The organism is Kitasatospora sp. NPDC093550 (genome assembly GCF_044764985.1).
Taxonomy (GTDB): Bacteria; Actinomycetota; Actinomycetes; order Streptomycetales; family Streptomycetaceae; genus Kitasatospora.
Window position 1 is genome coordinate 180,575 of the sequence record NZ_JBIWJF010000014.1, and the last position, 26,853, is coordinate 207,427.

Genomic DNA, 26,853 nt, shown 5'->3' on the forward strand with positions numbered 1-26,853 from the left:
CGCACCCGCCGACACCGCACCCCCGACGGCCTCCCCCCGCCGGGGCCCCAGGACCTCCCCGGACGGTCAGCCCCCGGACTGCGACGAGGTCCCCGCCCCCGTGAGCGGGCCCGTCCCGCCCGTGGGCTGGGTGGTCGGCTGCGTGGTCGGGCCGGTGGTCGGCTGGGTGGTCGGCGTGGGCCTGGTGGTGGGCCGTCCGGTCGGCTGGGTGGTGGGCTGGCCGGTCGGCTGGCTGGTCGGGGGAGCCGTCGGCGCGGTGGTCGCCCCGCCGCCGGTGCCGCCCGGGGTGTTCGAGCCGGAGCCCGACCCGTCGGCCGGCCTGGTCGGGCCGCTGCTCGGGCCACCGGTGGGGGCGCCCGTGGTGGGGGTGCCGCTGGGCGTGCTCGGAGCGGTCGGCAGGTCGTCGGCGCCGGAGTAGTCGTCGGCCGGGGTCGGGAAGTCGCTGACCGGCTGGCCCTTGAGCGCGGCCTTCATGTACCCGGTCCAGATCTGCGCCGGGTACTGGCCGCCGGCCGCGCCGTCGATCCCGCCGACGCCGCTCAGGCTGACCTGGGCGCCGGTGGCCGGGTCCTGCCCGAACAGGGCGACCGAGGTGACCAGCTCGGGGGTGTAGCCGACGAACCAGACCGACTTCTGGTCGTCGGTGGTACCGGTCTTGCCCGCCACCGGACGGCCCAGGGCCTTCGCCCGCCAGCCGGTGCCGCCCGGGTCGCTCACCACGCCCCGGAGCATCGAGGTGACCTCGTTGGCGGTGTCCGCGCTGATCGCCTGGGTGGTCTTGTGCGCGGGCAGCGGTACGGCCTCGCCCTCGCGGTCCACCGCCTGCACCAGCCACGGGGTGATCTGCTTGCCCCCGTTGTCCAGCGTGGCGTACACGCCGGCCATGTCGAGCACGCTCGGGGTGGCCGCGCCCAGCGGGATGGACGGCACGGGGTCGAGCCCCGGGGTGTTGCCGGGCAGGCCCAGGGCGATGCCGGTGTCCTTGACCTTCTGCAGCCCGGTGTCCTGCGCGAGCTGCGCGAACGCCGAGTTCACCGACCAGTCGGTGGCCTGCTGCAGGGTGATCTGGCCGTAGCTCTTGTCGCCCTCGTTCGGCGGCGCGTACGGGGTGCCCTTGCCGCCGCGGACCTTCCGGCCGCTGGTGCCGTCGTAGATCGTGCGCGGGGTGACGGTGCGGCCGTCCTGGGTCTTGGCGTCGTTCTCGAGGGCGGCGGCCAGGGCGATCGCCTTGAAGGTCGAACCGGCCTGGTAGTCGCGCCGGGTCGCGTTGTCCACGTAGTGCTTCACGTAGTCGACGCCGCCGTACAGGGCGACGATCGCGCCGGTCTTCGGGTCCACGGAGACGGCGCCGGCCTGGGCGGCCGCGTCCTTCTTCCGCTTGTCCGGGTTCAGGGTGTCGTGCAGCTGGGCCTGGACGGAGTCCTGCAGGGCCTGCTGGCGGCCCGGGTCGATGCTCAGCTTGATCGTGTAGCCGCCCTTGGCGAGCTCGGTCTCGTTGATGACCCCGTTCGAGGTCAGGTACTGGGTGGCCGCGTTCACCAGGTAGCCGGCCTGGCCGGACAGGCCGGGGTTGGGCTGGGGGTCCCGCACGTCCGGGAAGGTGGTCGCGGCCCGCTCCTCGGCGGAGAGCCAGCCCTCCTTGACCATGCCGTCGAGCACGTAGTTCCAGCGGTTGACGGCGTTCTGCTTGCCCGCCGCGGTGGCGGTGGCCACGTCGTAGGCGCTCGGCGCGTTGAGCAGGGTGGCCAGGTAGGCGCCCTGCGCGGGGGTGAGCGCGGAGGCGTCGACGCCGAAGTACGCCTGGGCGGCGGCCTGGATGCCGTAGGCGCCGCGGCCGTAGTACGAGGTGTTCAGGTAGCCGGAGAGGACGTCGTCCTTGCTCTCGGTGGCGTCCACCTTGATGGCGATGAACAGTTCCTTCACCTTGCGGGTGATCGACTGCTTCTGGTTCAGGTACGTGTTCTTCACGTACTGCTGGGTGATCGTGGAGCCGCCCTGGGTGCCCTCGCCCTTGGCGGTGTTGACCGCGGCCCGGGCCAGGCCCTGGAGGTTGACCGCGCCCTCGTTGTAGAAGTTGCGGTCCTCGGCGGCGAGCGCCGCGTGCTGGGCGGCGGGGGAGACCTTGTCCAGGGTGACGTTCTGCCGGTTGGTCTGGCCGGTGCGGGTGATCACCGAGCCGTCCGCGTAGAGCCAGGTGTTGCTCTGCGCGGTCGCGGCCGCGTGCGCGTCCGGCACCTTCACCAGGGCGATCCCCAGGGCGAACAGACCGATGCCGAGCAGCACCGCCGAGGCGAAGCCGAGCAGGGTCATCCGCCAGGTGGGTATCAGCCGGCGCCAGCCGGTGCGCTTCGGACGGCGCTGCTTCTTCCCGCCGGGCCCGCCGGCAGCGCCGACGCCTCCGATACTTCCGACGCTTCCGACACCGCCGGGCCCGCCGGCCGTACCGGTCGCGCCGGTGGGGCGCTTGAACCGCTTCACCGGCCGGAGACTGATCGACGGCGTGCGACGGCCGCTCTGGGCGTTTCGGGACAAAGCGCGGCCTTTCGTGCGGGCGGACCGAAGCAGTCTGCACGGGCGGGATGGAGGGGCATCGGCGGTCGGGGACCTTCGTCCCGGATCCGGTTCTACTGGCCTGGACGAGCAGGACGGGCCGGATGGCTCCGTCGGATCGCCAATCGAGACCGACATCACACACAAATCGGACGTCGAAGGCCAAAAAATCGGGGAGCCCCTCGCTGCTGCGAGAGGCTCCCCAACTGTCTGTGCGCCGCCAGGGACTCGAACCCCGGACCCGCTGATTAAGAGTCAGCTGCTCTAACCAACTGAGCTAGCGGCGCCTGCTGACCTGGAAAACAATACACGGTCCGGAGGGGTGCCCCGAACCACCCGGGGAGTCGTCGGCGGAGGCGGTGCCCGATCTGTCCGCTTTCCTTCCGGTTGGGTCGGAGTTCGCCGCTGGTTAGGGTGGAACCGTGCCCAGCTCCCAGCCAGCACACCGCACCGTGCGGACGACGGTCGCCGCCCTGCTGCTGCTCAGCGCTGTGGCGTACACCGCCTGGGTGCTGGAGGTCGTGCTGAGCACCGGTCTCGACCCGGTGCAGGCGTACATCAGCGAACTCGCCGCCGAGGACCAGCCGCTGGGCGGCCTGTTCCGGGCCACCGACCTGGTCGCCGGGCTCTGCCTGCTCGCCGCCGCGGTGGCCGCCCTCGCCACCGGCCTCGCCACCGGGCGAGCCACCGGGCAGGTCGGCGGACGAGCTACCGGGCAGGTCGGCGGTCGAGTCGGCGCGCGGCCTGCCCAGCGAGCGGGGGGATCGCGGCGCGGCCGCCGCTGGGCCCTCGTCGGGTGGTCCGCCCTGGCCCTGTTCGGCGCCGCCACCGCCGCCGACTCCCGGCTGCCGCTCAGCTGCACCCCCACCAGCGACGAGATGTGCGCCGCCCGGGAGACCGCCGGGCTCGTTCCCGCGACCCACACCGCGCACGCCGTCACCAGCAGCCTCGCGATGGCCGGCGCGCTCACCGCGCTCGTCGCGCTCACCGTCGCGGCCCGCCGCTACGGCTGGTGGCCGCCGGTGCGCCGGCTCGGGCCCTGGCTGCTGGGCGCCGAACTGCTCGCCACCGGATGGAGCCTCGCCGCGATCGCCGCCTTCCAGTCCGGACGCGGCACCTGGGCGCTCGGGGCCGGTCAGCGCCTGCAGGTGCTGCTGGTCGCGCTCTGGCTGGCCGTCCTGGCCGTGAGCGTCGCCCGGTCCGCCCGGTCCGCCCGGTCCGCCCGGTCCGCCCGGCGGGACGCGGCGGTGGCTTCGGCACGGCCGGACCGGGCGGAGACGGCGGAGCCGCGTCCGGAGCGGAGGCCGGCATGACCGCACCCGGCGACCCGCTCGGACCCGGCGACCCCCGCGACCCCGCAGGCCCCCACGACCCCGCAGGCCCCCAGGACCCCGCAGGCCCCCACGGCCCCGGCGCCCGGGCGCGCTTCCTGCGCCTCGACGGCGTCCCGCTGCACGTCCGCACCGAGGGCAGCGGCCCGACCTGCCTGCTCAGCGGCGGTCTCGGCAGCAGCTGGTTCGACTGGGACCTCGTCGTTCCCTTCCTCACCCCCTACCGCACCGTGGTCCGCTTCGACCGGCCCGGTTACGGGCTGAGCGCCGCCGAGCCCGCGACCGGGCGGCCCGCCCCGACGGTGACCGGGGAGGCCGGGCGGATCCGGGCGGTGCTGGACGGGCTGGGGTTGCGCGAGCCCTGCACCGTGGTCGGCCACTCGCTGGCGGCCTTCCACGTGGAGGCCTTCGCCCGGCTGTTCCCCGAGCGGACCGCCGGGCTGGTCCTGGTCGACGGCAGCACCGAACCGGCGGCCCGGCCGTACCCGGCGCCCGGCGCGCGCGACCTGGCGGCCCGGGCGGCGGCCGGCGCCGCCACCGCCCTCGCCGTGCCCTACCTGCTCGGCCCGACCGCCCGCCGGATGGCGGCCCGGCAGTCCACCGTCCGCCGCGAGGACCTCGCGCCGAAGGCGCTGGTCCGGCACTGCTACCGCACCGGCCGGGCCCTGCGCGCGCTGCTGCGGGAGAACGCGCGCTACCTGGACATGGCGGCCGAGCTGGACGGGCTGCGGCGCACCCGGCCGCTGCCCGAGGACCTGCCGATCACCGTGCTGGCCGCCGACGACGGCTGCCGGACCCGGCGGACCGAGACCTGGCTGGCCGAGCAGCGGGAGCTCGCGGCCCTGCTCGGCGCCGACTTCCGCACGACGGCCCCGGCCGGGCACCTGGTGTTGTTCGACCGCCCGGACGCGGTGGCCTCCGCCGTCCTCGACACCCACTGAGGCCCGTGCGTGTCATCCGCTCGGCCGTCCTCGACACCCGCTGAGCCCCGAGCGTCATCCGCTGAGCCCCGAGCGTCATCCGCTGAGCCCCGAGCGTCATCCGCTGAGCCGTCCTCGACACCCGCCGAGCGGCGCGGATACCCGTTCCCTCCCCGGGAGCGCCGGGCTCCCGTGCCCCGGACTCAGCCGCTGGAAGTGCTGAGCCGCCGGACCGCCTGCGGGACGGGCAGGTCCCGGGTCAGCTTCCGGACGGCGCGCCTGACCCGGGGCGCCGTCCCGGCCAGGGTGGAGGCGGTGTTCGAGGGAGGCGACGCCGATCAGGCCGGCCAGCTGCCGGTCCCGCGCGGCCGTCGGCCGGCCGAGTGCCCCGTCGGGGTCCCGCAGGGTGGTGGCCGCCCGGGCGGCGATCCACGTCCTGACCTCGGGCCGGACCAGCCGGTGCAGGTGCCACGGCAGGCCGAGGAACCGTTTCTCCTCCACGGTGAAGTACCCCTCGGCGGTCAGGTGGTCGAGGTAGTACCGGTGCCCGGGCGGATTCGGGATCCGGGCGATCGCCTGGTCGAGCCCGGGCCGGAAGCGGCTCTTGCCCCTGGCCTCCAGCCGGGTCAGCACGCCGGCCGCGACCTCGTCCCGCGCGCCGAAGGGCTGGTAACCGGTGATGTGGTGCTTCTCGACGCTGATCGCGCCGTCCAGCAGCAGCTCGGCGAGGACGGCACCGGCGACCACGTGGTGGAACTCGCCGGCCGGGTGCCGGAAGCGCCCGTGCGTCGGGTGGGCGCAGAGCAGCACCAGTTCCTCGGGGAGCCGGAGGACGTCAGAAGGGGTCACGGGGATCACGTCTACCCATCCCGTCCGTCCCGGAAAGACCCCCGCCCCGAAGGACCGCGCCTGCAGGCCCGTGAAGACCGCCCCCGGAACGCCTCAGGCCGCCCACCGGAGTGGACGGCCTGAGACCTTGCCATGTGCGCCGCCAGGGACTCGAACCCCGGACCCGCTGATTAAGAGTCAGCTGCTCTAACCAACTGAGCTAGCGGCGCTTGCTGACGTCGAAGACATTACACGGCGCGGGCCCGATCCGCCGAATCGTATTCGAGCGCTCACTCTTCGTGAGTGAGCGCAGGTGACGGCTCCGGGTGGTGGCAGGCCGCCTGGTGGTCCGCCCCCGGGGTGTCGCCGAGCAGGGCCGGCCGTTCCTGTTCGCAGCGGGCCCGGTCGGCGGGGGCGGTGAGCCCGGCGTAGCGGGGGCAGCGGGTGCGGAAGGGGCAGCCGGTGCGGCGTTCGGTGGGGGAGGGCGGGTCGCCGGCGAGCAGGACGCGGTCGCGGGCGCGCTCGGCGACGGGGTCGGGGAGCGGGACGGCGGAGAGCAGGGCGCGGGTGTACGGGTGGCGGGGGCGGTCGAAGACGGCGGAGACCTCGCCCTGCTCGACCGTCCGGCCGAGGTACATCACGCTGACCCGGTCCGCGAGGTGCCGGATCACCGAGAGGTCGTGCGAGACGAACAGGTAGGAGAGCCCGAGCTCCGCCTTGAGCGCCTGCAGCAGGTTGAGCACCCCGGCCTGGATGGAGACGTCCAGCGCGGAGACCGGCTCGTCCAGCACCAGGAGCTTGGGGCGGACGGCGAGTGCCCGGGCGATCGAGACGCGCTGGCGCTGGCCGCCGGAGAACTGGTGCGGGTAGCGGGCGGCGTGGTCCGGGTCGAGGCCGACCTGCCGCAGCAGCTCGGGCACCCGCCGGTCGATCTCCGCGCGGGGGGCACGCTGGGCGAGCAGGGGTTCCGCGACGATGTCGCCGATCGGCATCCGGGGGTCGAGGCTGGCCATCGGGTCCTGGAAGACGATCTGCAGCTCGGCGCGGAGCCGGTGGGCCTCGGCCCGGGTGAGCCGCGCGGTGTCGTGGCCGAGCACTTCGATCCGGCCGGTCTCCGGGGCGCCGAGCCGGAGCAGTTCGAACAGGGTGGTGGACTTGCCGGAGCCGGACTCGCCGACCAGGCCGAGGGTCTCGCCCTCCCGCAGGTCCAGGTCGACGCCGTCGACCGCGTACACCTCGCCGACCTTGCGCTTGAACACGGTGCCCTTGAGGAGCGGAAACGTTTTGCCCAGCCCGTTCACCGACAGCACCGGTGCCAGCTCGGAGCGGTCACCGGCAACGGAGGCCGGGGGCAGCTCGGGCACCGGGTAGACCTCGGCGGGTGCGGGCCGGCGCTCGGCGAGCTCCGCCGACCGCACGCACGCGGACAGGTGGTCACCCGCACCCTCGGCGGCGGGTTCCAGGACGGGCTCCGCCGTCGAGCAGCGCTCCTGCACCAGCGGGCAGCGCGCCGCGAACGGGCAGCCCGGCGGCAGCTCGGCCATCGGGGCCGGGACGCCGGGGATCGGCACCAGCGGACCGCCGCGCCCGTCCAGCCGGGGCAGCGCTCCGATCAGGCCGAGCGAGTACGGGTGGTGCGGGGCCTCGAACAGCTCGTCCACGCGGGCCGTCTCGACCACCCGGCCCGCGTACATCACCGCGACCCGGTCGGCCGTCCCGGCGATCACCCCGAGGTCGTGGCTGACCAGGACGAGCGCGGCGCCGGTCTCCCGGCGGGCGGTGCGCAGCACGTCCAGCACCTGGGCCTGGATGGTGACGTCGAGCGCGGTGGTGGGCTCGTCGGCGAGCAGGATGTCGGGTTCGTTGGCGACGGCCATGGCGATCATCGCGCGCTGGCGCATGCCGCCGGAGAACTCGTGCGGGAAGCTGTCCAGGGCCCGGTCGGGCGCCGGGATGCCGACCAGGTCCAGGAGTTCGGCGGCCCGGCGCCGCGCGGTGGCCTTGTCCACCCGCTGGTGGACGCGGACCGCTTCGGCGATCTGGTCGCCGATCCGGTAGACCGGGGTGAAGGCGGAGAGCGGGTCCTGGAAGACCATGGCGACCCGGCGGCCGCGGATCGCCGCGAGCTCCTTGCCCGGCAGCCCGACCAGCTCCCGCCCGTCCAGCCGCACCGAGCCGCTGACCCGTGCCGTCCCGGGCAGTAGCCCGAGCACCGACAGCGCGGTGACGGACTTCCCGGAGCCGGACTCGCCGACGATGCCGAGGGTCTCGCCGCGGTGAAGGGTGAGGTCCACCCCGCGGACGGCGGGCACCGGGCCGTGCGGCCCGGCGAAGTCGACCCGCAGGTCCCGGACGGTGAGCAGCGGGGTTTCGACGGTGGTGGTCACGGGCGCTTCCTACGGCTGTCGGAACTGCTGCTGCTGACGGAACGGCTGCTGTCGGAAAGGCTGCTGACGGAACGGCGGTCGCGGCGCGAAGCGAGGGTACGGCGCGAACCGAGGGTGCGGCGCGAACGGCGGGGCGCGGCCGTGGAGGTGGGGTCGAGGGCGTCGCGCAGCCCGTCCCCGACCAGGTTGACGGCGAGGACGAACAGCACCAGCAGCCCGGCGGCGAAGTAGAACAGCCAGGGGAACACCGGGGCCTCGCTGGTCCCGGCGGCGAGCAGGGTGCCGAGCGAGACGTCCGGCGCCTTGACCCCGAAGCCGAAGTAGGAGAGCGCGGTCTCGCTCATCACGGCGCCGCCGACCGCGATGGTGGCGTCGATGATGAGGAAGGAGGCGACGTTCGGCAGGATGTGCCGGCTGATGATCCGCAGCGGTCGCACCCCCATGAACCGCGCGGCGCGGACGAATTCGCGCTCGCGCAGCGAGATCGTCATCGAGCGGACCACCCGCGCGGTGATCATCCAGTTGAACAGCGCGAGCAGCAGCACGAAGGCGATCCACCCGGCGCTCTTCAGCCGGGCGGAGACGATGGTGATGATCAGGAAGGACGGGAAGACCAGCAGCAGGTCCACCAGGAACATCAGCGCCCGGTCGGCCCAGCCGCCGAAGTAGCCGGCGCAGGCGCCGACCACGGAGGCCAGCACGGTGGAGAACAGCGCCACCAGCAGGCCGATGACCAGCGACTTCTGCAGTCCGCGGACGGTCTGCGCGAACACGTCCTGACCGACCCCGTTCGTGCCGAACCAGTGGTCGGCGGACGGGGGTTGGTGCAGGGCGGAGAAGTCGGGCGTGGCGTAGTGCCAGGGCGTGAGGTACGGCCCGCCGAAGGCGAGCGCGAACAGCAGCAGGACGACGACGGCCCCGGCGACGGCGCCGCGGGCGGCGAGCAGCCGGGCGAGGACGAGCCGTCCGCGGCCGGTGGCCCGGGACGGGCCGGGAGTGCCGGGCACGGCGGGGGCGACGGGGGTGACGGGTTCGGCCGGCCCGGTCGGCTCGGCCGGCTCGGCGGAGAGGGTGGTCATCTCGGGTCTCCTCCGGTCAGGACCGCACGCGCGGGTCGAGGGCGGCGTGCAGGGTGTCGGCGAGGAAGCCGGAGGCGAGCACCACGACGGCGGTGAACAGGTTGATCGCCACGACCGAGTTGACGTCCTGTTCGTTGATCGACTGGATCAGCCACTCGCCCATGCCGTGCCAGCCGAAGATCGTCTCGGTGAAGATCGCGCCGGTGAAGATGCCCAGGAAGCTGTAGGCGAACATGGTCGACATCGGGATCACGGCGGTCCGCAGCCCGTGCCGCAGCAGTGCCTGTCCGCGGGTGAGGCCCTTGGCCTCGGCGGTGCGCAGGTAGTCGGAGCCGAGCACGTCGAGCATGGTGCCGCGCTGGTAGCGGCTGTAGGTGGCGAGGCCGCCGAGGGCGAGCGAGATGGTGGGCAGCAGCAGGTGCAGCGCCCAGTCGGCCAGGTGGGTGCCGAGGCCGCCGGCCAGCCCGGGGGTCTCGTAGCCGGTGAACGGGACGACCTCGTGGCCGGCCGCGTCCTTGGCGGCGATGGCGCCGTTCTTGAGGAACAGCGCGACGAGGAAGACCGGCGTGGAGAGCAGCACGAAGGACAGCACGGTCAGCAGCCGGTCGGAGATCCGGTACTGGCGGACGGCGCTCCACGCCCCGGCGGCGACGCCGAGGACGATGCCGAGCAGGCTGCCGAGCAGCAGCAGTCGCAGTGAGACCCAGACCCGGCGGCCGAAGTCGTCGGAGACCGGGGTGCCGTGGATGGTCCGGCCGAGGTCGCCGTGCAGCAGGCCGCCGGCCCAGTGGCCGAAGCGCTCGACGACCGGGGTGTGGTCGTTCAGGTTGAGCGCGGTGAGCTGGTGCTCGACCGATTCGACGGAGGGCCGCGGGACCTTGGCGTCGAAGTAGGTGCGCGGCTGCAGGGCGGTCGCGGATATCGCGTACGCCAGGAACACGGCGGCGATCAGCAGCGCCGCGTAGTAGCTCAGCCGCTTGGTGAGGTAGCGGAGCATCAACGGCCGCCCGGGGTGGGGGTGGGGCCGACGCGTCTGGTGGGCATCGGGGTGGTGGCCTTCGGTCGGGGCCCGGCTCGGGCGTCAGTCGGTCGAGGTGGCAGGGGAGTTGGGAAAGCGCAGGTCAGAGTGAAGCACCCGGGGACGGCGGGCGTGTTGCGGCAGCGTTGCCGCAGGTGACGTTTGGATCAGGCGTGCGTTCCTCCCCCTGGTGGCGGATCTGATCCGCTGTTACGTTCCTCTGGCTCGATGCCGGATTGAGTGCCCACGCTCAAGCCGAGTCATGCCTGTCGCGCCGCAACTCCCGTTCCGCAGAATCCACCAGGGGGACCCCCATGGACGCTTCCACCACGGCCCGCCGCCTCGGCCGGGCCACCGCCCTCGCCGTCGCCGTCGCGCTGGCGGTCACCGCGTGCACCTCGGGCGGGGGCGGTTCGGGCGACGCCGCGGCCAAGAGCGAGCCGCCGAGACAGGACTCCCAGGACATCAACGCCAAGCCGCTGGACCAGGTCAAGGACGGCGGCGAGGTGCGCTTCCCGCTGTACCAGTGGATCACCCAGTGGAACCCGTTCCAGGTGGACGGCCGGTACGGCGACGCCGTCGAGATCATGCGCACGCTGGAGCCGGACCTCTTCACCACCGACGCCTCCGGCAACTTCCAGCCGGTCACCGACTACCTGCAGGAGGCCAAGGTCACCTCCACCTCCCCGCAGGTGATCACCTACAAGCTCAACCCCAAGGCGAAGTGGTCGGACGGCAAGCCGCTGAGCTACCTGGACTTCAAGGCGGACTGGGAGGCCGGCAACGGCAAGAAGGACGGCTACAACATCGCCGACTCCGCCGGCTACGAGCTGATCTCCGCCGTCGAGCAGGGGGCGGACCCGACCGAGGTCAAGGTGACCTTCTCCGAGCCGTACGCCGACTGGCAGAACCTGTTCCGCCCGCTGATCCCGGCGGCGGGCATCGGGACCGCGGACGACTTCAACCAGGGCTGGGTGGAGAAGATCCCGATCACCGCCGGCCCGTTCAAGATCGGGACGGCGGACAAGACCGCGCAGACCCTGTCACTGGTCCCGGACCCGGCCTGGTGGGGGACGAAGCCCAAGGCCGACCGGATCACCTTCCGGGTGATGTCCCAGTCGGCCACCACGCAGGCGTTCCTCAACAACGAGATCGACTTCGCCACGGCCGGCACCGCGGCCGCGTACGGGCAGCTCAAGGGCGCCAAGGACGCCGTGATCCGGACCGCCAGCCCGTGGGACGAGGTGCACATCTCGTTCGGCCAGGGCGGCGCGCTGGCGGACCAGAAGGTCCGCCAGGCGCTCGGGAGGGCGCTCGACCGGTCGGCGCTGATCAAGATCGCGAACAACGGCGTCCCGGTGGAGTTCAAGCCCCTCGGCAACCACATCATCATGCCCAACCAGACGGGCTACCAGGACAACTCCGGCGACTGGGCGAAGTTCGACCTGGGCGCGGCCAAGAAGCTGCTCGACGAGGCGGGGTGGAAGGAGGCGGGCGCCGGCCAGCCGCGCACCAAGGACGGGAAGCCGCTGGAGCTGCACTGGGTCGTCAACGACGCCACCCCGCAGGCGCAGTTGGACCTGGCCACCGCCGCCACCGCGATGTGGCTGGCGGCCGGGGTGAAGGTCGACCTCGACAAGGTCCCCTCCAACGACTTCTTCACCAAGTACGTGAACCCGGGCAAGTTCGAGATCGCCAGCTGGCGGAACACCGACTCGTTCCCGCTCTCCAGCTCGCTGACCAACTTCCGCCTGCCGGTGGGCGACAACGTCTTCGGCAACTTCTCGAAGCTCGGCACGCCGGAGATCGACGCGCTGCTGAAGAAGGCGGCCGGCACGCTCGAGCCGGCGGAGGCCGCGAAGCTCTACAACCAGGCGGACGCGAAGATCTGGGAGCTCGGCCACACCTTCGAGCTCTACCAGCGGCCGACCGTGGTGGCGGCGCGCAAGGGCCTGGCCAACTACGGCGCGTTCGGTCTGGCCGGCGTGGACTACGCCAAGGTCGGCTGGGAGAAGTAGCCGCCGCGGACACGGCGAGGCGAGCCGCACGGCAGGCGCTGGCGAGCAGCGCGGTGATCACGAGGCCGGTGGCGCGGACACGGGAAGTTCGGCTCTGCCGCCCCCGCTGTCCCGCCACCCGCCTTGACCTTCCGCGTTGCCCGCAGGCCGCCCGTGTCATGGGGCCCCGCAGGGCCCGCGCTCTTCCGACCGGGGATGAATCTAGCGGCGCTCCGGCGCCCCGCCGTGCAGCGCGCGGGGCGCGCCCGGAAACCCGTCGTGCTGTCACCCGGTTCGCGCACCGATCCGTCAACTAGGGCTGACGGCAAGGAAGAAAGGGACATACGGGGCCATCGGGTCCCGGGGCTCCGGGCCGCCCGACCGGCGCGCGGCCCGGCGCGCGGCCCCGGCGCACGCGGCCGCGCCGGTGCGTGCGCGAGGCCCCGGGCGCTGCCAGGATGCGGGACGACCCGCCCCTCCCGACCCCGGAGCAGCTCCGATGGCCAGTGATCCCGCCGCCGCGGCATCCCGCGCGCACCCCGTCGACCCGCCGCCGGTGCGTCGGATGGTCCCGCGCGACCGCGACGAGCCGCACCGGGTCGCCACCCCGCTGGAACTCTTCTTCGACCTCTGCTTCGTGGTCGCGGTCGGCCAGGCCGGGCGGGAGCTCGCCCACTCCCTGGCGGCCGGGCACTACGGCGAGGGGCTGCGCGGTTACGTGCTGGCCTTCTTCGCGATCTGGTGGGCCTGGATGAACTTCACCTGGTTCGCCTCCGCGTACGACTGCGACGACGTGCCGTACCGGATCACCACCCTGGTGCAGATCGCCGGCGTGCTGATCCTCGCCGCCGGGGTTCCCCGGCTGTTCGCCACCCAGGACCTGGCACTGGCGATCACCGGGTACGTGGTGATGCGCCTCGCGATGGTGACCCAGTGGCTGCGCGCGGCGGCCGGCGAGCAGGGCGAGGCGCGCCGGGTGGCGGTGCGGTACGCGGTGGGGATCACGCTCTGCCAGGTCGGCTGGGTGGTGCTGCTGCTCCTGCCGCACGGCGCCCGCCCGTACGTCATCCCGGTCGGCGTGCTGTGCGAGCTGGCCGTGCCGGTGATCGCCGAGCTGCGGATGCAGACCTCCTGGCACCCGCACCACATCTCCGAGCGCTACGGGCTGTTCACCCTGATCGTGCTCGGCGAGACGGTGGCGGCGGCGACCGTCGCGGTGCAGTCGGCGGTGGACGAGCACGAGGAGCTGGGCCGGCTGGTGCCGGTGGCGATCGGCGGGCTGCTGATCTGCTTCGCCGCCTGGTGGATCTACTTCGCCCGGTCGGTCCACGAGCACCTGCGATCCAACCGGCAGGCCTTCGCCTGGGGTTACGGGCACTACCTGGTGTTCGGCTCGGCGGCGGCGATCGGCGCCGGGCTGGAGGTGGCCGTGGAGTCGGCCGTGCACAAGGCGGAGATCTCGGAGACCGCCGCCACCGCGACGGTCACCGTGCCCACCGCGGTCTACCTGGTCACCGTCTGGTTCCTGCACTCCCGGCACACCAAGCGCGGCGCGGCCGCCCAGGCGGTGGCGCCGGTCGGGGCCGCGCTGGTGCTGGCCTGCACCGCGTTCGGCGGCTCCGGGGTGCTGGCGGCGGGCCTGGTCTGCGCGCTGATGATCGCGGTGGGCGTGCTGATCCACGGCCGGGAGAGCCGGGACCGCGCTTCCTAGCGCCCCCGGCGGCACGACGGCGATCGCGGACGGCGGCTACCCGGGTACGGTCCACGGGAGACCGGCCTCGGGGAACAGCGGGGCAGGCGATGCCGGCTGACCCGAGGGTCCCCGAGGCCGGGGACGGCTCCCGTCCCGCAGCCTCGGAGGAGAGTCAGGCGAGGCAGAACTCGTTGCCCTCGATGTCCTGCATCGTGATGCACGACTCGTTGACGCCGTCGGCGCGCTGCGTCAGCACGTGCTTCGCGCCGAGCGCCATCAGCCGTGCGCATTCGGCCTCGAGTGTGGCCAGGCGCTCCTCACCCACGAGCCCGGCGCCGGCCCGCACGTCGAGGTGCACCCGGTTCTTGACGACCTTGCCTTCGGGAACGCGCTGGAAGAGCAAGCGCGGGCCCACGCCCGAGGGATCGGTGCACGCGAAGTAGATCGCGTCCTCGGGCGGCAGCGAGCGGTAGCACTCCTCCCACGTGGCAAAGCCCTCCGGGACCGTCGGCACGACGTATCCCAGGACCTCGCACCAGAAGGCGGCGAGACGCACCGGATCCGCGCAGTCGAAGGTCACTTGGAACTGTCTGATCGTTGACATCGGCGCACGATAACAGGGCCCTGCCCGTCTTCCCAGGTCGGGAGGCCCGCACGTGGTCGGCGGAGGGGTCGCTCCACTCCGAGGGGAGCCGGGAAGCGATCCCGGTCGGCCGCTCTCGTACTGCCGGAGATCAGGTGCGGGACACCCCCGGGGAGGCCCGGCCCAGCAGCACCGGTTCGTGCCGCCCCAGCCAGTCCAGGTAGGCCGGATTGACCTTGGCCAGGTCCAGGTAGGCGGCGCGCAGTTCGCCGAACAGCGCGTCCAGGGCGGGCGGGCTGAGCGCGCGCGGGCGCCAGGTGAACAGCAGCCGGACGGCCAGCGGGTCCCCGTCCACCGGGCGGACGACCGTGCCGGGCCCCGGCGGCGAGGTCGGCTGGCAGGGGCGGACGGCCTCGCCGGAGGCGACCAGCTCGGCCGCGGTGGCGTTGTCCCGGACCTGCAGCACCCGGGGGTTGAGGCCGGCCTCGCTGAACACCCGGCGCATCGCCGCGTACTCGTGGTCGGCGGTCGGGTCGACCATCCAGGTGTCCTCGGCGAGGTCGGCGAGCCGGACCACCGGACGGGCGGCGGCCGGGTGTCCGGCGGCGAGCTCGACGTACTGCGGCTCGCGGGCCATCAGCACCCGCTGCTCGGCGTCCGGCGGCACGCGCAGCGGGAAGCCCTCGCTCTCGTGCACGAGGGCCACGTCCAGCTGGTCGGCGGCGACCATCCGCAGCAGCGCGCTGGCCGAGACGTCGACGTGGATGGTGGTGTCGGTGTCCGGCAGCCGCTCGTGCACCCGGCGCAGCCAGGCCGCGACCGCGCGGCTGCCGACGCTGCCGATGCGCAGCCGGCGCTGCCGGCCGGGCCCGCTCGCGTCGCGGGCCTCCTGGCGGGCGGCGGCGACCAGTGCGGCCATCTCGGTGATCACCGGCCGGGCCCGGGAGAGCACCGAGTGGCCGAGCGGGGTGGGCCGGCTGCCGGTCTGTTCGCGGGTGAACAGGGTGCCGCCGATGGACCGTTCGATGCGGTGCAGTTGGGTCGTGAGGGAGGGCTGGGTCATGCCGAGCTGGAGCGCGGCCTTGCGGAGGCTGCCGCTGTCGGCGATCGCGCACAGCACCCGGAGGTGTCTCACGTCGAGCTCCACGTCGGGAGCATAGACGCCGTCGAGCCATCTCGCCAAGGACATGACAGTCAATCAAGGCCCGTCGGCCCGGCCGCGCGAAGGGCCCCGCCGGTATGCGACGGTGCTATCGCCGGTTGACATCATCCGCGACGGGCCCGGGCGGGTCGAAGCTCGGGGCAGCACCCGCCCCGGCTGCCGGCCGGGGCGGCCCCCACCGTGCGCCGCTCCCGCATCCGGCCCCCACCGGCTCCGGCGAGGCGGCGCACCGCGAACTCGGAGCCCCCACATGAAGCGTTCCGTGCTGTCCGCCGCCCTCGGCCTCGCCCTCGCGGCCGGCCTGGCGACCCTGCCCACCACCGCCACCGCCGCGCCGGCCGCAGCCGTGGCCCCCGCCGTCCAGGGCTACACCCCGGCGGCGCACGCCGGTTCGGCCGCGGATGCCGCGGAGGCCGCGCACAACCGGGCGTTCTTCCGGGCGGTGGTGGCCTCGGTCAAGGCCAAGCGGGCCGCCGACCCCTGGCTGCGGACCGTCACCGTCACCTACGACACCGCCAACGCGCCCTCCTTCACCGGCCAGATAGCCACCGCCGCACGGATCTGGAACGGCTCGGTGCGCAACGTGCGGCTCCAGGAGACCGGCGGCACCGGCGACTTCTCGTACTACGAGGGCAGTGACAGCCAGGGCTCGTACGCCAGCACCGACGGGCACGGCCACGGCTACGTGTTCCTCGACTACCAGCAGAACCAGGAATACGACTCGGTGCGCGTCACCACCCACGAGACCGGGCACGTGCTCGGCCTGCCCGACGACTACTCCGGCCCGTGCAGCGAGCTGATGTCCGGCGGCGGCCCCGGCCCCTCCTGCACCAACCCCTACCCCGACGCCAACGAGCGCGGCGAGGTCGACTACCTCTGGGCGAACGGGCTCGCGTCCGCGAACTGACCCTGCGGCCAACGGAGTTCGGGCACGGCGGGCCGCCCGGCCGGAATCGGGCGGCCCGCCGCTCTGGGTACTTCCCCGCCTCGGAGCCTAGCCGCCACCGGAACGGAATGCCAGGGGCACGGTTGGGTCAAGACCAGGGAAAGCCCGCCCAATTGGGCGCCGGCGAGGGGGTATTGCACGGAGCTATCGCGGATTGACATCATCCGCCCGCCCGCCGGGCTGCCCGAAGCTCTGGGACATCACCCGTTGACCAGGTGTCCCCCCGAGCCGATCCCCAACCGGCCACGGCACCCCAGGAATCGGAGACCCCCACATGAAGCGTTCCGTGCTGTCCGCCACCCTCGGCCTCGCCCTCGCGGCCGGCCTCGCCGTGCTGCCCGCCACGGCCGCGACGGCCGCCCCGGCGGCCCCGGCCGCGCAGGGCTACACCGCCTCGACGTACGCCGGTTCGGCCGCCGAGACCGCGGACAACCAGGCGTTCTTCCAGGCCGTGATGGCCTCCGCGAAGGCCAAGCAGGCCGCCAACCCGGGCCTGGCGACCGTCGTGGTCACCTACGACGCCAGCTCGGCCCCGTCCTTCCGCAACCAGATATCGCAGGCCGCGCAGATCTGGAACAGCTCGGTCAGCAACGTCCAGCTGCGGTCCGGCTCGGCCGCCGACTTCCGCTACTACGAGGGCAACGACAGCCGCGGCTCGTACGCCAGCACCGACGGGCACGGGCGCGGCTACATCTTCCTCGACTACCAGCAGAACCGGCAGTACAACTCGGTGCGGGTGACCGCGCACGAGACCGGGCACGTGCTCGGCCTGCCGGACCACTACTCCGGCCCGTGCAGCGAGCTGATGTCCGGGGGCGGCCCGGGCACCTCCTGCACCAACCCCTACCCGAACAGCACCGAGCGCAGCCGCGTCAACTCCCTCTGGGCGCGCGGCTGACACCCCCGGCCACCCCGGGGTGACCCCGAACGGCCCTCAGCGGCTCTGAGCGGCCCCGACGCGCCCGGCACCGACCGCCCCCGGCGGCCGGTGCCGGGCGCCGTCGCTCCGGCGGGTCGTCGCTCCGGGGCGTTGTCGGTGCCGCGTGCGAGCATGCGGGCGAGATCCGTTCGCCCCCGACCGCGAGGTGCCGCCATGTCCCGCTCCGTCCCCGACCGCCTCGACGACCTGCCGTACGCCGAGCTGCTGCGCCCGCACACCGGGCCGCTGCGCAGTGACGAGCGGTACGACACCGTCCTCTTCGAGGGCGGCGAGCACACCGACGAGTCGGGGGCCGGGGCGGCCTTCCTGGAGTGCGCGTTCAGCGGGGTCGCGCTCAGCGGGGTCAAGCTGCGCCAGGCCCGGTTCAACGAGGTCTGGGTGCAGGCCGGCCGCTGGGTGGCCTGCGACCTCAGCGACTCCGAGTGGCAGGACAGCGCCTTCGTCGGCGGGGTGCTGGCCGGGGTCGCCGCGTACGGCTCGGCGCTGCGCCGGGTGGTGTTCCGCGGCTGCAAGCTGGAGGCGGTCAACCTGCGGGCGGCCGTGCTGCGGGACGTCGTCTTCGAGGACTGCCTGCTGCGCGACGTGGACTTCGGCGAGGCCAAGCTGACCGGGGTGTCCTTCCCCGGCTCGACGCTGGAGGAGGTCCGGCTGCGCGGCGCGACGCTGAGCACGACCGATCTGCGCGGCGCCGTCCGGCTCGGGCTGGCCGACGGCCACCAGGGGCTGCGCGGCGCGGTGATCAGTTCCACCCAACTGCTGGAGCTCGCACCGCAGTTCGCTCAGGCGCTGGGGATCGACGTGAAGGATGTCTGAACAACTCGTTCACCGCTCGGTCGCTCGGCGATGCGGCGGTGAACAGTCCGACAAAGCTTGACCGGACCCCTGTCCTGACCGTCCCGTCTGCGCCAAGATGCTCGCCGTTCGGGGGCGGAGGCGCGACGTGTATGTACACCTCGGGAAAAGGACGGGTCGGTCACGATGGCTGAGCTGAATCGCAGGAAGTTCATGGCGCTCTCCGCGGGTGCCGCGGCCGGGGCGGCGGTGACCGGCGGATCCGCGGTCGCCGGCGCCAACCCGGCGGCGGCCGCGACGCCGAGCACCACCGGCACCATCAAGGACGTCCAGCACGTGGTCATCCTGATGCAGGAGAACCGCAGCTTCGACCACTACTTCGGCACCCTCAGGGGCGTCCGGGGCTTCGGCGACAAGGCCACCATCCAGCTCTCCGGCGGCTACAGCGTCTTCAACCAGCCGAACGGCCTGTTCTCCCGCCAGTACCCGTGGGCCTTCAACCCCTCCGGTGCCAGTGGCAACCCGGAGACCCTGGCCCAGTGCAACGGCGACCTCTCGCACGCCTGGTCCGACCAGCACAAGGCCTGGAACGGCGGCAAGATGGACTCCTGGGTGTCCGCCAAGGGCACCGTGCGCACCCTCGGCCACCTGCAGCGCGGCGACATCCCGTTCCACTACGCGCTCGCCGACAACTGGACCATCTGCGACGCGTACCACTGCTCCGTCCTGAGCGCGACCGGCCCCAACCGCACCTACCACTGGTCCGGCTGGATCGACCCGGCCGGCACCGCGGGCGGCGCGGCCTACGACGGCGGGGACGAGAAGGGGCTGCACTGGCAGACCTACGCCGAGGCACTGGAGAACGCCGGCGTCAGCTGGAAGGTCTACCAGAACGCGAGCGACAACTTCGGCGACAACGCCCTCGCCTACTTCAACCAGTTCTCCGGCGCCCCGGCCGGCAGTCCGCTCGCCGTCAAGGGCATGGGCTCCGTCCCCAAGGTCACCGGCCGGACCCCGGACGACATCGCGCTCGCCATCAGGGGCGACGTGCTCGCCGGCACCCTCCCGCAGGTCTCCTGGATCGTCGCCGACCAGCAGTCCTCCGAGCACCCCTACGCCACGCCCGAGGACGGCGCGCACTTCGTCCACCTGGTGATGGACGCCCTGAACGCGGACCCCGCCGTGTTCAACTCCACCGTGCTGCTGCTCAACTACGACGAGAACGACGGCTTCTTCGACCACGTCCCGCCGCCGGCCGCGCCGAGCGGCACCGCCGACGAGTTCTACAACTCCACCAACATCGGCCTCGGCTTCCGCGTCCCGCTGATCGCCGTCTCCCCGTGGACCCGCGGCGGCTGGGTCAACTCCGAGACCTTCGACCACACCTCGGTGCTGCGTTTCCTGGAGGTGTGGACGGCCGCCCTCGGCCGGCCCGCCACCTGCGTCAACATCAGCGCCTGGCGCCGGCAGGTCTGCGGCGACCTCACCTCGGTCTTCGACTTCGCCAACCCGGTGTACGGCATGCCCGCCCTGCCCGACACCTCGCAGACCATCGGTCTGGCCACCTGCGGCCCGCTGCCCAACCCCTCGCCGAGCAACAACGCGCTGCCCGCGCAGGAGGCCGGCACCCGCCCGGCACGCGCCCTGCCGTACCAGCCGAACGCCAACCTGGACCACTGGGACAGCAACGCGAGCGGCGTCATGCACGTCTGGGTGAAGATGTCCAACGACGGCGCCGCCCGGGCCTCGCACTTCGCCGCGTACGCCAACGCCTACCGCAGCGGCGGCCCCTGGCAGTACACCGTGGACTCCGGCAGCCCCGTCACCGACTTCTTCAACTGCGGCACCAACGGTTTCGGCAACGGCAAGTACGACCTGACCGTGGTCGGCCCGAACCGCTTCCTGCGGCGCTTCACCGGCGACCTCACCCAGCCGGGCAAGAACGTCGCCGTCACCTCCTCCTACGCGCCGGCCCCGGACACCGGCAAGCTCGCGGTCCACTTCCAGCTCGCCAACCAGGGCACCTCGCCGGTGACCTTCACCATCACCAGCACCAACTACCGCACCGACGGCCCCTGGACGTACACCGTCCCGGCCGGCGGCAGCGTCAGCGACTACTTCAACGCGGTCGCCCGCACCAACGGCTGGTACGACTTCACCGTGACGGTGAACACCGACGGCAGCTGGTCGCAGCGGTTCACCGGCCACCTGGAGACGGGCGCGCCCAGCGTCAGCGGCTGAGCCCACGGCCGACACCCCACGGCCGACGCCCACGGCCGACGCGCACGGCCGATGTCACGCTGCCGACGTCACGCGTACGGGCCCCGGGGGAACCACGGATCGTGGACCTCCCGGGGCCCGTACGGCGTCAGCAGGGTGAAGGGGTGCTGCCCGGCCGCGTACTCGGCCAGCAGCACCGAGCCGTGCCGGGTCTCAAGCTCGGCCCGGACCGGCACCGGCAGCTTGCTCAGCGCCCGCCGCAGCTGCAGGGCGTCGCGCCGGCTGACCGGCTGCGGGGCGCGCAGCACCAGCCGCAGCGGGCTCAGCGGCCCGGTCACCGGCACCCCGCTCGCCAGCTCGTAGCCGACCGCGCCGACCGGGCCCCAGGCCAGCCGGTGGTCCGCCACCAGCCGGCCGGCCTCCGGCAGCAGGGCCAGCGCCGGGATCCCGGTGAGCCGTTCGGCGGCCAGCCGCCCGCGCCGCCCGGCCAGCTGTTCGGGCCGCAGCGTCCGGGCCACCGCGGCCCAGGGAGCCAGCGCGTCCAGCCGCTGCCCGGGGCGCGGGCCGCGCACGATCACCGGGAACCACAGCTCGGGCGCCGCCTCCGGGTCCCGGGTGCAGCGCTGCGGGTGCGGCAGGTCCGTCGGGTGGCCGACCACGGCGGGCGCCCGGCCGACCGGCACCCACGGGTGCGCCCGCAGCACCGCGCGCGCCCAGTCCGGCAGCGCGCCGCCCGCGAGCGGCCGCAGCGAGCCGGGGCACTGCATCAGCAGCAGGTCGTGGGCGCCGGGCAGCCGTCCGTCCAGCGCGGCCAGCGGGCCGACCCGTCGGCGCGGTCCGTCGTGCAGTTCCTCGATCGGGTTCCTCACACCGCCACCCTCCGCCCGCTCCGGGCCCCCGACTACGGCCCTTCGACGCGTTCCGCCGGGACCAAAGGCTCAACGTGCGGCCCCGGGCCCCCGGTGTGAGAGTGGGGGCAGCCCGGTATTCCGTCATTCCGTCCGCAGGAGGAGGAGTCATGGGCATCTTCGACAGGTTGTTCCACAGGGCGCCGCACGAGGCCGCCCGGGACGACACCGCGCAGCGGGCCGCGCTCGCCCACGACGAGGCCGCCGACGCGTTCGGCGACGACGTCGAGCGGACCCGCGAGGCCCAGGACCGGCTCGCCCGGGAGCGGCTCTCCCAGGAGGAGGCCGACCGGCTGGCCGCCGAGAACATGACCGCCGAGGGCGACCCCTGGGACTGAGTCCCCCGCGGCCGTGACGGGACGGATCCCGCCGCGGCCGCGGCGTGCCCGCCGGGTCAGCGCGCCCGCGGCGGCAGCGGCGGGCGCCGCAGGTCCGGCCGGGGCGTGGACTCGGGCGGGGGTGCCGCGGCGGGCGCGTCCTCCAGCAGCTCCAGGGCCAGCTGGACGGCGGTGACCAGCTCCGGGTGGCGCCCCCGGGCCCAGTCCCGCGGGGTGCGCAGCACGTGCACGTCGGGTTCGACGCCGCGGTTCTCCACGGACCAGCCGAGCCCGCCGGTGAACCAGGAGGCGTTCTTCGGCACCGAGATCTGGGTGCCGTCGCCGAGGGTGTGCCGCCCGGTCATCCCGACCACTCCGCCCCAGGTGCGGTTGCCGATCACCGGGCCGAGCCCGAGCAGCTTGATCGCCGCGATGATCACGTCCCCGTCCGAGCTGGTCGCCTCGTCGGCGAGTGCCACCAGCGGGCCGCGCAGCGCGTGCCGCGGCCAGCGGACCGGCTGGCGGTCCCGGGTGAAGTCCCAGGCCAGGACGTGCCGGGTGAGCTTCTCCAGCACCAGCTCGGAGACGTTGCCGCCGGCGTTGCCGCGGACGTCCAGCACCAGCGCGGGCTTGTCCAGCTCGCGCCGCAGATCCCGGTTGAACTGCGCCCAGCCGGAGCCGCCGAGGTCCGGGATGTGCAGGTAGCCGCACCGGCCGTCGCTGAACTCCCGTACCAGTGAGCGGCGTTTGGTCACCCAGTCCTGGTAGCGGATGGGCCGCTCGTCGGTCAGCGGGGTGACCGCGATCCGCCGGTCCGGGCCGTCCGGGCCGCTGCGCAGGGTCAGTTCCACGGTGGTGCCGCCGGTGCCGGCCAAGTGCGGCAGCGGTCCGCGCACCGGGTCCACCGGGCGGCCGCCGACCTCGAGCAGCTCGTCGCCGTTCCGCACGCCCTGGGCGGCCAGCGGGGCGCGGGCGCGCGGGTCGGAGGACTCGCCGGGCAGCACCCGGTCGACCAGCCAACGTCCGTCGGGGGAGCGGTGGGCGGTGGCGCCGAGCAGACCGAGCGGTTGCTGGCCGAGCGAGGGCCCCTCGGCGCGCCGGGACGGGGTGACGTAGGCGTGCGAGGTGCCCAGCTCGCCGAGGAGCTCGCGCAGCAGGTCGGCGAAGTCGTCGGGGGAGCAGATCCGGTCCAGCAGCGGTTCGTACTGCGCGACCAGGGCGGGCCAGTCCAGGCCGGACATCCGCTCGTCCCAGAACTGGTCCCGGACGATCCGGGCCGCCTCGTGGTAGGCCTGGCGCCACTCGGCGGCCGGGTGCACGGTGTGGGTGATCCGGCGCAGGTCCACGCTGGTGCCGGCGGAGGGGGCGGAGACCGGGAGGACCCGGAGCGTCCCGGCCGAGTAGACGGCGATCGAGCCGCCGTCCCCGGAGACCGCGTAGCCGTCCAGCTTGTCCACCAGCGTGCTGCGGGTGCCCCGGGCCAGGTCGAAGTGTTCCAGCGAGGGGCGGCCCGAGGTGTCCTCCGGGCTGGCGAAGGTCTGCCCGAGGGTGCCGGAGATCGGCCAGCGCAGCCAGACCAGGCCGCCGCGCACCGCGTCGGTGGCCGAGTACTTGGAGGCGATCACCGGGAACTGCAGCAGCCGCTCGCCGATGCCCTCCGGGTCGACCCGGACGGTGCCGTCGCCGCCGCCGTCCCCGCGCGGGGCGCCGTCCTCGACCGGGGCGGCGAAGGGCGAGGGCGTGTCGGCGGTGAGCGGGACGAGGTACGGGCGGCAGCCGACCGGGAAGGAGAGGTCGCCGGTGTGCACGTCGTGGACGGGGTCGAAGCCGCGCCAGGACAGGAAGGCCAGGTAGCGGCCGTCCCGGGTGAACACCGGCTGCTCGTCCTCGAAGCGGCCGTCGGTCACCTCGGTGATCGCCGCCGGCTCCTCGGTGCGGGTGAGCCGGATCCGGCGCAGCGAGCGCCCGGCGACCGGCTGGGACCAGGCGATCCAGTGCGAGTCGGGGGAGAACCGGGCGCTGGAGACCGGCCCGTACTCGGAGGCGGCCAGCTCGCGCACCTCGCCGTCGGCCGCGGAGACCAGCAGCAGCCGCCCGTCCGAGGAGACGGCGGCCAGGCGGCTGCCGTCGGGGGAGGCGGTGAGTTCCAGGACACGGCCGAGCCGACCGACGGCGAGTACCCGGTGGCGGTGCTTCTCCCCGCCCTCGTGCCCGGGCAGCGGCATCACCTCGATCGCGTCGGCGCCCTGCGCGTCGGTGATCCAGGCCGCCTCGCCGGTGTGCCCGAGCATCACCGGCAGCCGGGTCCGCACCCCCGGGGTGTCGGCGAGCGCGCGGGCCGGGCCGTCCTTGTGGGTGAGCCAGTACTGGCTGCCGCGCACGGTGATCACCCCGGCCCGGCCGGTCCGGTCGCAGGCGAGGTCCTTGACCTGGGTCGAGGCGCCGACCTGGTACGGGCGGCGGCCGGCCCGGGCGCCGCCGAGCGGGACGTGCAGCCGGCGCGGGGCGGGGGCGTCCAGGCCGTCCAGCAGCCAGAGGTCACCGGCGTGCTGGTAGACGATCCGGGTGCCGTCGGTGGCGGCCTCGCGGGCGTAGTAGGAGGCGTGGTCGGTGTGCCGGCGCAGGTCGGTGCCGTCCGGTCGGCAGGAGTAGAGGTTGCCGATGCCCTCGTGGTCCGAGAGGAAGGCGATCCGGCCGGCGACCGGCATCGGGGAGGCGAGGTGCCCGGTGTGGTCGGGCAGGATCCGCTCGCCGTCCACCCAGAGCCGGCCGACGGCGCCGCCCCGGTAGCGCTTCCAGGCGGCCGGCTCGTGCGGGGCGGAGCCGGTGAGCAGCACGGTGCGCTCGCGGCTCATCTGGGCGTCGCCGACCGGGCCCCAGGGCATCCGGCGGCCGGGGGAGCCGTCCGGCGGCAGGGCGTGCGCCCAGGTGTAGTGGCCGAAGGGCTCGTGGAAGGAGGTGACGGCCAGCACCTCGCCGTCCGGCAGCCAGCCGCGCACCCGGGTGTCCTGGCTGCCCCAGAAGCTGAGCCGGCTCGCCTCTCCGCCGTCGACCGGGGCGGTCCAGACCTCGGGGGTGAGGCTCAGCCAGCTGGTCCAGGCGAGGGTGGTGCCGTCGGGGGAGAACCGGGGGTGGCTGACCCGGGTGCGGTCGCAGCTGACCCGCCAGGCCCGGCCGGTGACGGAGCCGCCGTCGTCCAGCGGGGCGATCCAGACGTCGTCCTCGGCGGTGAAGGTGAGCAGGCCGCCGTGCAGGTGGGGGTGGCGGAGGTAGCCGGGCGGGGTCACCCCTCCATCCTTCGACGGGGTGTCACACCCGGCAACCCGGAGGCTCGGGGCGGCGCCACCCGGAGCGGTCTGGACCATTGACACCGCGCGACCGGATCCACTTCAGTGGTCTAGTCCAACCAGGGTGCCAGGCCGGGCCGTTCACCCCCACTGGCCCGTGCTCCGGCGTGCCCTCGGACGTCCCCCACGACCGCGCCGTCGCAGGAGCCCCCGCATGCGCAGAAACCTCAGAAACGGCCTCGCCGCCGGCACCGCCTCCGCCGTCGCCGCCGCCACCCTGGTCGGCGTCACCCTGGGCCTCGCCCCCTCCGCCTCGGCGGGCGAGTTCCTGGTCAACGGCGGCTTCGAGTCCGGCTCGCTCGGACCCTGGAGCTGCACCGGCGGCACCGGCAGCGTCGTCACCGCCCCGGCGCACTCCGGCAGCCGCGCGCTGGCCGGCGCCGCCACGGCGAGCGACACCGCCCAGTGCGCCCAGACCGTGGCCGTCGCCCCCGGCACCACCTACACGCTCAGCGCCTGGGTCCAGGGTTCGTACGTCTACCTGGGCGTCGACGGCGGCGGCCCCAGCACCTGGACGCCCGGCACCGGCGGCTCGTACCAGAAGCTCAGCCTCAGCTTCACCACCGGCGCCACCCAGACCAGCGCCACGGTCTACACCCACGGCTGGTACGGCCAGGGCACCTACTACGCGGACGACGTCTCGCTGGACGGCCCGGGCGCCCCCAGCCCCACGCCCACGCCGACGCCGACCGCCACCGCCTCCCCGACCGCCACCGCCTCCCCGACCGCCACCGCCTCCCCGACCGCGAGCCCCACCGGGACCCCGACCAGCCCGCCCGCCGGCAGTCACGCCCTGGTCGGCTACCTGCACGCGAGCTTCGCGAACGGCGCCGGCTACACCCGGATGGCCGACGTCCCCGACTCCTGGGACTTCATCGACCTCTCCTTCGGCGAGCCCACCTCCGTCACCTCCGGCGACATCCGCTTCAACCGCTGTCCGGTCACCGAGTGCCCGACGGTCGAGTCCGACGCCGACTTCAAGGCGGCCGTCGCGGCCAAGCGCGCCCGGGGCAAGAAGGTGCTGATCTCGATCGGCGGCCAGAACGGCCAGGTCCAACTGACCACCACCGCCGCCCGGGACGCCTTCGTCAGCTCGGTCTCGGCGATCATCGACACGTGGGGCCTGGACGGCCTGGACATCGACTTCGAAGGCCACTCGCTGTCCCTGAACGCCGGCGACACCGACTTCAAGAACCCGACCAGCCCGGTCGTCGTCAACCTGATCTCCGCGCTGAAGACCCTCAAGGCCAAGTATGGCCCGGGCTTCGTGCTGACCATGGCGCCGGAGACCTTCTTCGTCCAACTCGGCTACCAGTACTACGGATCCGGCCCCTGGGGCGGCCAGGACCCGCGCGCCGGGGCGTACCTGCCGGTCATCCACGCGCTGCGCGACGACCTCACCCTGCTGCACGTCCAGGACTACAACTCGGGCTCCGTCCTGGGCCTGGACAACCAGTACCACGCGATGGGCGGCGCCGACTTCCACGTCGCGATGACCGACCTGCTGCTCAAGGGCTTCCCGGTGGCGGGCAACACGAACAACGTGTTCCCGCCGCTGCCCGCCTCGAAGGTCGCCATCGGCATGCCGGCCACCACCAACGCGGGCAACGGCTACGTCGCCCCCGCCGAGGTGGACAAGGCGCTGGACTGCCTCACCAAGCTGACCAACTGCGGGGCGTACGTGCCGCGTTCGGGAGCCCAGCCGAACCTGCGGGGGCTGATGACCTGGTCGATCAACTGGGACCGGTTCGGCGGCCAGGAGTTCTCCAGGAACTTCGACGGCTACTTCGGCCGCTGACCGGACGCCCCGGGACCGTGCTTGAACCTGACACCCG

The 26,853-nt window shown here is 73.6% G+C and carries 19 protein-coding genes and 2 tRNA genes; 10 read left to right on the top strand and 11 right to left on the bottom strand.

Annotated features, from left to right (window positions below):
* Positions 1 to 66: 66 nt before the first annotated feature.
* Both ACIRD3_RS23390 and ACIRD3_RS23395 read right to left on the bottom strand, forming a co-directional pair.
* Positions 67 to 2,478: a transglycosylase domain-containing protein gene (locus tag ACIRD3_RS23390; protein ID WP_402219826.1), complete on the bottom strand. Its 2,412-nt coding sequence runs from the start codon at positions 2,476 to 2,478 to the stop codon at positions 67 to 69.
* A gap of 285 nt (positions 2,479 to 2,763) precedes the next feature.
* Positions 2,764 to 2,837, bottom strand: a tRNA-Lys gene (locus ACIRD3_RS23395).
* A gap of 135 nt (positions 2,838 to 2,972) precedes the next feature.
* Between ACIRD3_RS23395 and ACIRD3_RS23400 the strand changes: the two genes are divergently transcribed.
* Both ACIRD3_RS23400 and ACIRD3_RS23405 read left to right on the top strand, forming a co-directional pair.
* Positions 2,973 to 3,863, top strand: coding sequence for a DUF998 domain-containing protein (locus tag ACIRD3_RS23400; RefSeq protein WP_402219828.1), 891 nt, complete (start codon positions 2,973 to 2,975; stop codon positions 3,861 to 3,863).
* Positions 3,860 to 4,822, top strand: a complete 963-nt coding sequence (locus ACIRD3_RS23405) for an alpha/beta fold hydrolase (protein WP_402219831.1) — start codon at positions 3,860 to 3,862, stop codon at positions 4,820 to 4,822. Before ACIRD3_RS23400 ends, ACIRD3_RS23405 begins: the two co-directional genes overlap by 4 nt.
* 96 nt (positions 4,823 to 4,918) lie before the next feature.
* On the opposite strand, the gene ACIRD3_RS23410 is transcribed toward ACIRD3_RS23405, so the two are convergent.
* From ACIRD3_RS23410 to ACIRD3_RS23430, 5 genes are all read right to left on the bottom strand, one after another.
* A complete protein-coding gene (locus ACIRD3_RS23410; protein ID WP_402219834.1) occupies positions 4,919 to 5,650 on the bottom strand; it encodes a GPP34 family phosphoprotein in 732 nt (243 codons plus the stop codon).
* A 135-nt stretch (positions 5,651 to 5,785) separates the two neighbouring features.
* A tRNA-Lys gene (locus ACIRD3_RS23415) sits at positions 5,786 to 5,859 on the bottom strand.
* A gap of 60 nt (positions 5,860 to 5,919) precedes the next feature.
* Positions 5,920 to 8,016, bottom strand: a complete 2,097-nt coding sequence (locus ACIRD3_RS23420) for a dipeptide ABC transporter ATP-binding protein (protein ID WP_402219837.1) — start codon at positions 8,014 to 8,016, stop codon at positions 5,920 to 5,922.
* A complete protein-coding gene (locus ACIRD3_RS23425) occupies positions 8,013 to 9,095 on the bottom strand; it encodes an ABC transporter permease (RefSeq protein WP_402219840.1) in 1,083 nt (360 codons plus the stop codon). Before ACIRD3_RS23425 ends, ACIRD3_RS23420 begins: the two co-directional genes overlap by 4 nt.
* 16 nt (positions 9,096 to 9,111) lie before the next feature.
* On the bottom strand, positions 9,112 to 10,092 hold the full coding sequence (locus tag ACIRD3_RS23430; RefSeq protein WP_402219843.1) for an ABC transporter permease: 981 nt from the start codon (positions 10,090 to 10,092) through the stop codon (positions 9,112 to 9,114).
* Between the two features lie 335 nt (positions 10,093 to 10,427).
* Here ACIRD3_RS23430 and ACIRD3_RS23435 point away from each other — a divergent pair, with 335 nt between their 5' ends.
* Both ACIRD3_RS23435 and ACIRD3_RS23440 read left to right on the top strand, forming a co-directional pair.
* Positions 10,428 to 12,131 (top strand): ABC transporter family substrate-binding protein, encoded by a 1,704-nt coding sequence (locus ACIRD3_RS23435; protein ID WP_402219845.1) that lies wholly within the window; start codon positions 10,428 to 10,430, stop codon positions 12,129 to 12,131.
* A gap of 478 nt (positions 12,132 to 12,609) precedes the next feature.
* Positions 12,610 to 13,821, top strand: a complete 1,212-nt coding sequence (locus tag ACIRD3_RS23440; protein WP_402219847.1) for a low temperature requirement protein A — start codon at positions 12,610 to 12,612, stop codon at positions 13,819 to 13,821.
* A gap of 154 nt (positions 13,822 to 13,975) precedes the next feature.
* Here ACIRD3_RS23440 and ACIRD3_RS23445 read toward each other — a convergent pair whose 3' ends face one another.
* The gene (locus ACIRD3_RS23445) at positions 13,976 to 14,407 is read right to left on the bottom strand and encodes a VOC family protein (protein ID WP_402219850.1); all 432 of its coding nucleotides are present in this window, start codon (positions 14,405 to 14,407) and stop codon (positions 13,976 to 13,978) included.
* A 130-nt stretch (positions 14,408 to 14,537) separates the two neighbouring features.
* Complete coding sequence (locus ACIRD3_RS23450) at positions 14,538 to 15,533, bottom strand: LysR family transcriptional regulator (RefSeq protein ID WP_402219853.1); 996 nt, start codon at positions 15,531 to 15,533, stop codon at positions 14,538 to 14,540.
* A 265-nt stretch (positions 15,534 to 15,798) separates the two neighbouring features.
* On the opposite strand from ACIRD3_RS23450, the gene snpA (ACIRD3_RS23455) reads away from it, so the two are divergent.
* The 4 genes from snpA (ACIRD3_RS23455) (at position 15,799) to ACIRD3_RS23470 (ending at position 20,467) form a co-directional block, all read left to right on the top strand.
* Positions 15,799 to 16,455 (top strand): snapalysin, encoded by a 657-nt coding sequence (gene snpA / locus ACIRD3_RS23455; RefSeq protein ID WP_402219856.1) that lies wholly within the window; start codon positions 15,799 to 15,801, stop codon positions 16,453 to 16,455.
* Between the two features lie 313 nt (positions 16,456 to 16,768).
* On the top strand, positions 16,769 to 17,392 hold the full coding sequence (gene snpA / locus ACIRD3_RS23460) for a snapalysin (RefSeq protein WP_402219858.1): 624 nt from the start codon (positions 16,769 to 16,771) through the stop codon (positions 17,390 to 17,392).
* A gap of 195 nt (positions 17,393 to 17,587) precedes the next feature.
* Positions 17,588 to 18,247, top strand: coding sequence for a pentapeptide repeat-containing protein (locus tag ACIRD3_RS23465; RefSeq protein ID WP_402219861.1), 660 nt, complete (start codon positions 17,588 to 17,590; stop codon positions 18,245 to 18,247).
* A 165-nt stretch (positions 18,248 to 18,412) separates the two neighbouring features.
* The gene (locus ACIRD3_RS23470; protein WP_402219864.1) at positions 18,413 to 20,467 is read left to right on the top strand and encodes a phosphocholine-specific phospholipase C; all 2,055 of its coding nucleotides are present in this window, start codon (positions 18,413 to 18,415) and stop codon (positions 20,465 to 20,467) included.
* Between the two features lie 68 nt (positions 20,468 to 20,535).
* Here ACIRD3_RS23470 and ACIRD3_RS23475 read toward each other — a convergent pair whose 3' ends face one another.
* Positions 20,536 to 21,315 carry a phosphoribosyl-dephospho-CoA transferase MdcG domain-containing protein gene (locus tag ACIRD3_RS23475; RefSeq protein ID WP_402219866.1) on the bottom strand — a complete coding sequence of 260 codons (780 nt, stop codon included), beginning with the start codon at positions 21,313 to 21,315 and terminating at the stop codon, positions 20,536 to 20,538.
* A 149-nt stretch (positions 21,316 to 21,464) separates the two neighbouring features.
* Here ACIRD3_RS23475 and ACIRD3_RS23480 point away from each other — a divergent pair, with 149 nt between their 5' ends.
* Positions 21,465 to 21,692: a hypothetical protein gene (locus tag ACIRD3_RS23480; protein WP_402219868.1), complete on the top strand. Its 228-nt coding sequence runs from the start codon at positions 21,465 to 21,467 to the stop codon at positions 21,690 to 21,692.
* 56 nt (positions 21,693 to 21,748) lie between these two features.
* Here ACIRD3_RS23480 and ACIRD3_RS23485 read toward each other — a convergent pair whose 3' ends face one another.
* Positions 21,749 to 25,036, bottom strand: a complete 3,288-nt coding sequence (locus ACIRD3_RS23485; RefSeq protein WP_402219991.1) for a S41 family peptidase — start codon at positions 25,034 to 25,036, stop codon at positions 21,749 to 21,751.
* A 136-nt stretch (positions 25,037 to 25,172) separates the two neighbouring features.
* On the opposite strand from ACIRD3_RS23485, the gene ACIRD3_RS23490 reads away from it, so the two are divergent.
* Positions 25,173 to 26,816, top strand: a complete 1,644-nt coding sequence (locus ACIRD3_RS23490; RefSeq protein WP_402219871.1) for a chitinase — start codon at positions 25,173 to 25,175, stop codon at positions 26,814 to 26,816.
* The last annotated feature ends 37 nt before the right edge of the window (positions 26,817 to 26,853 follow it).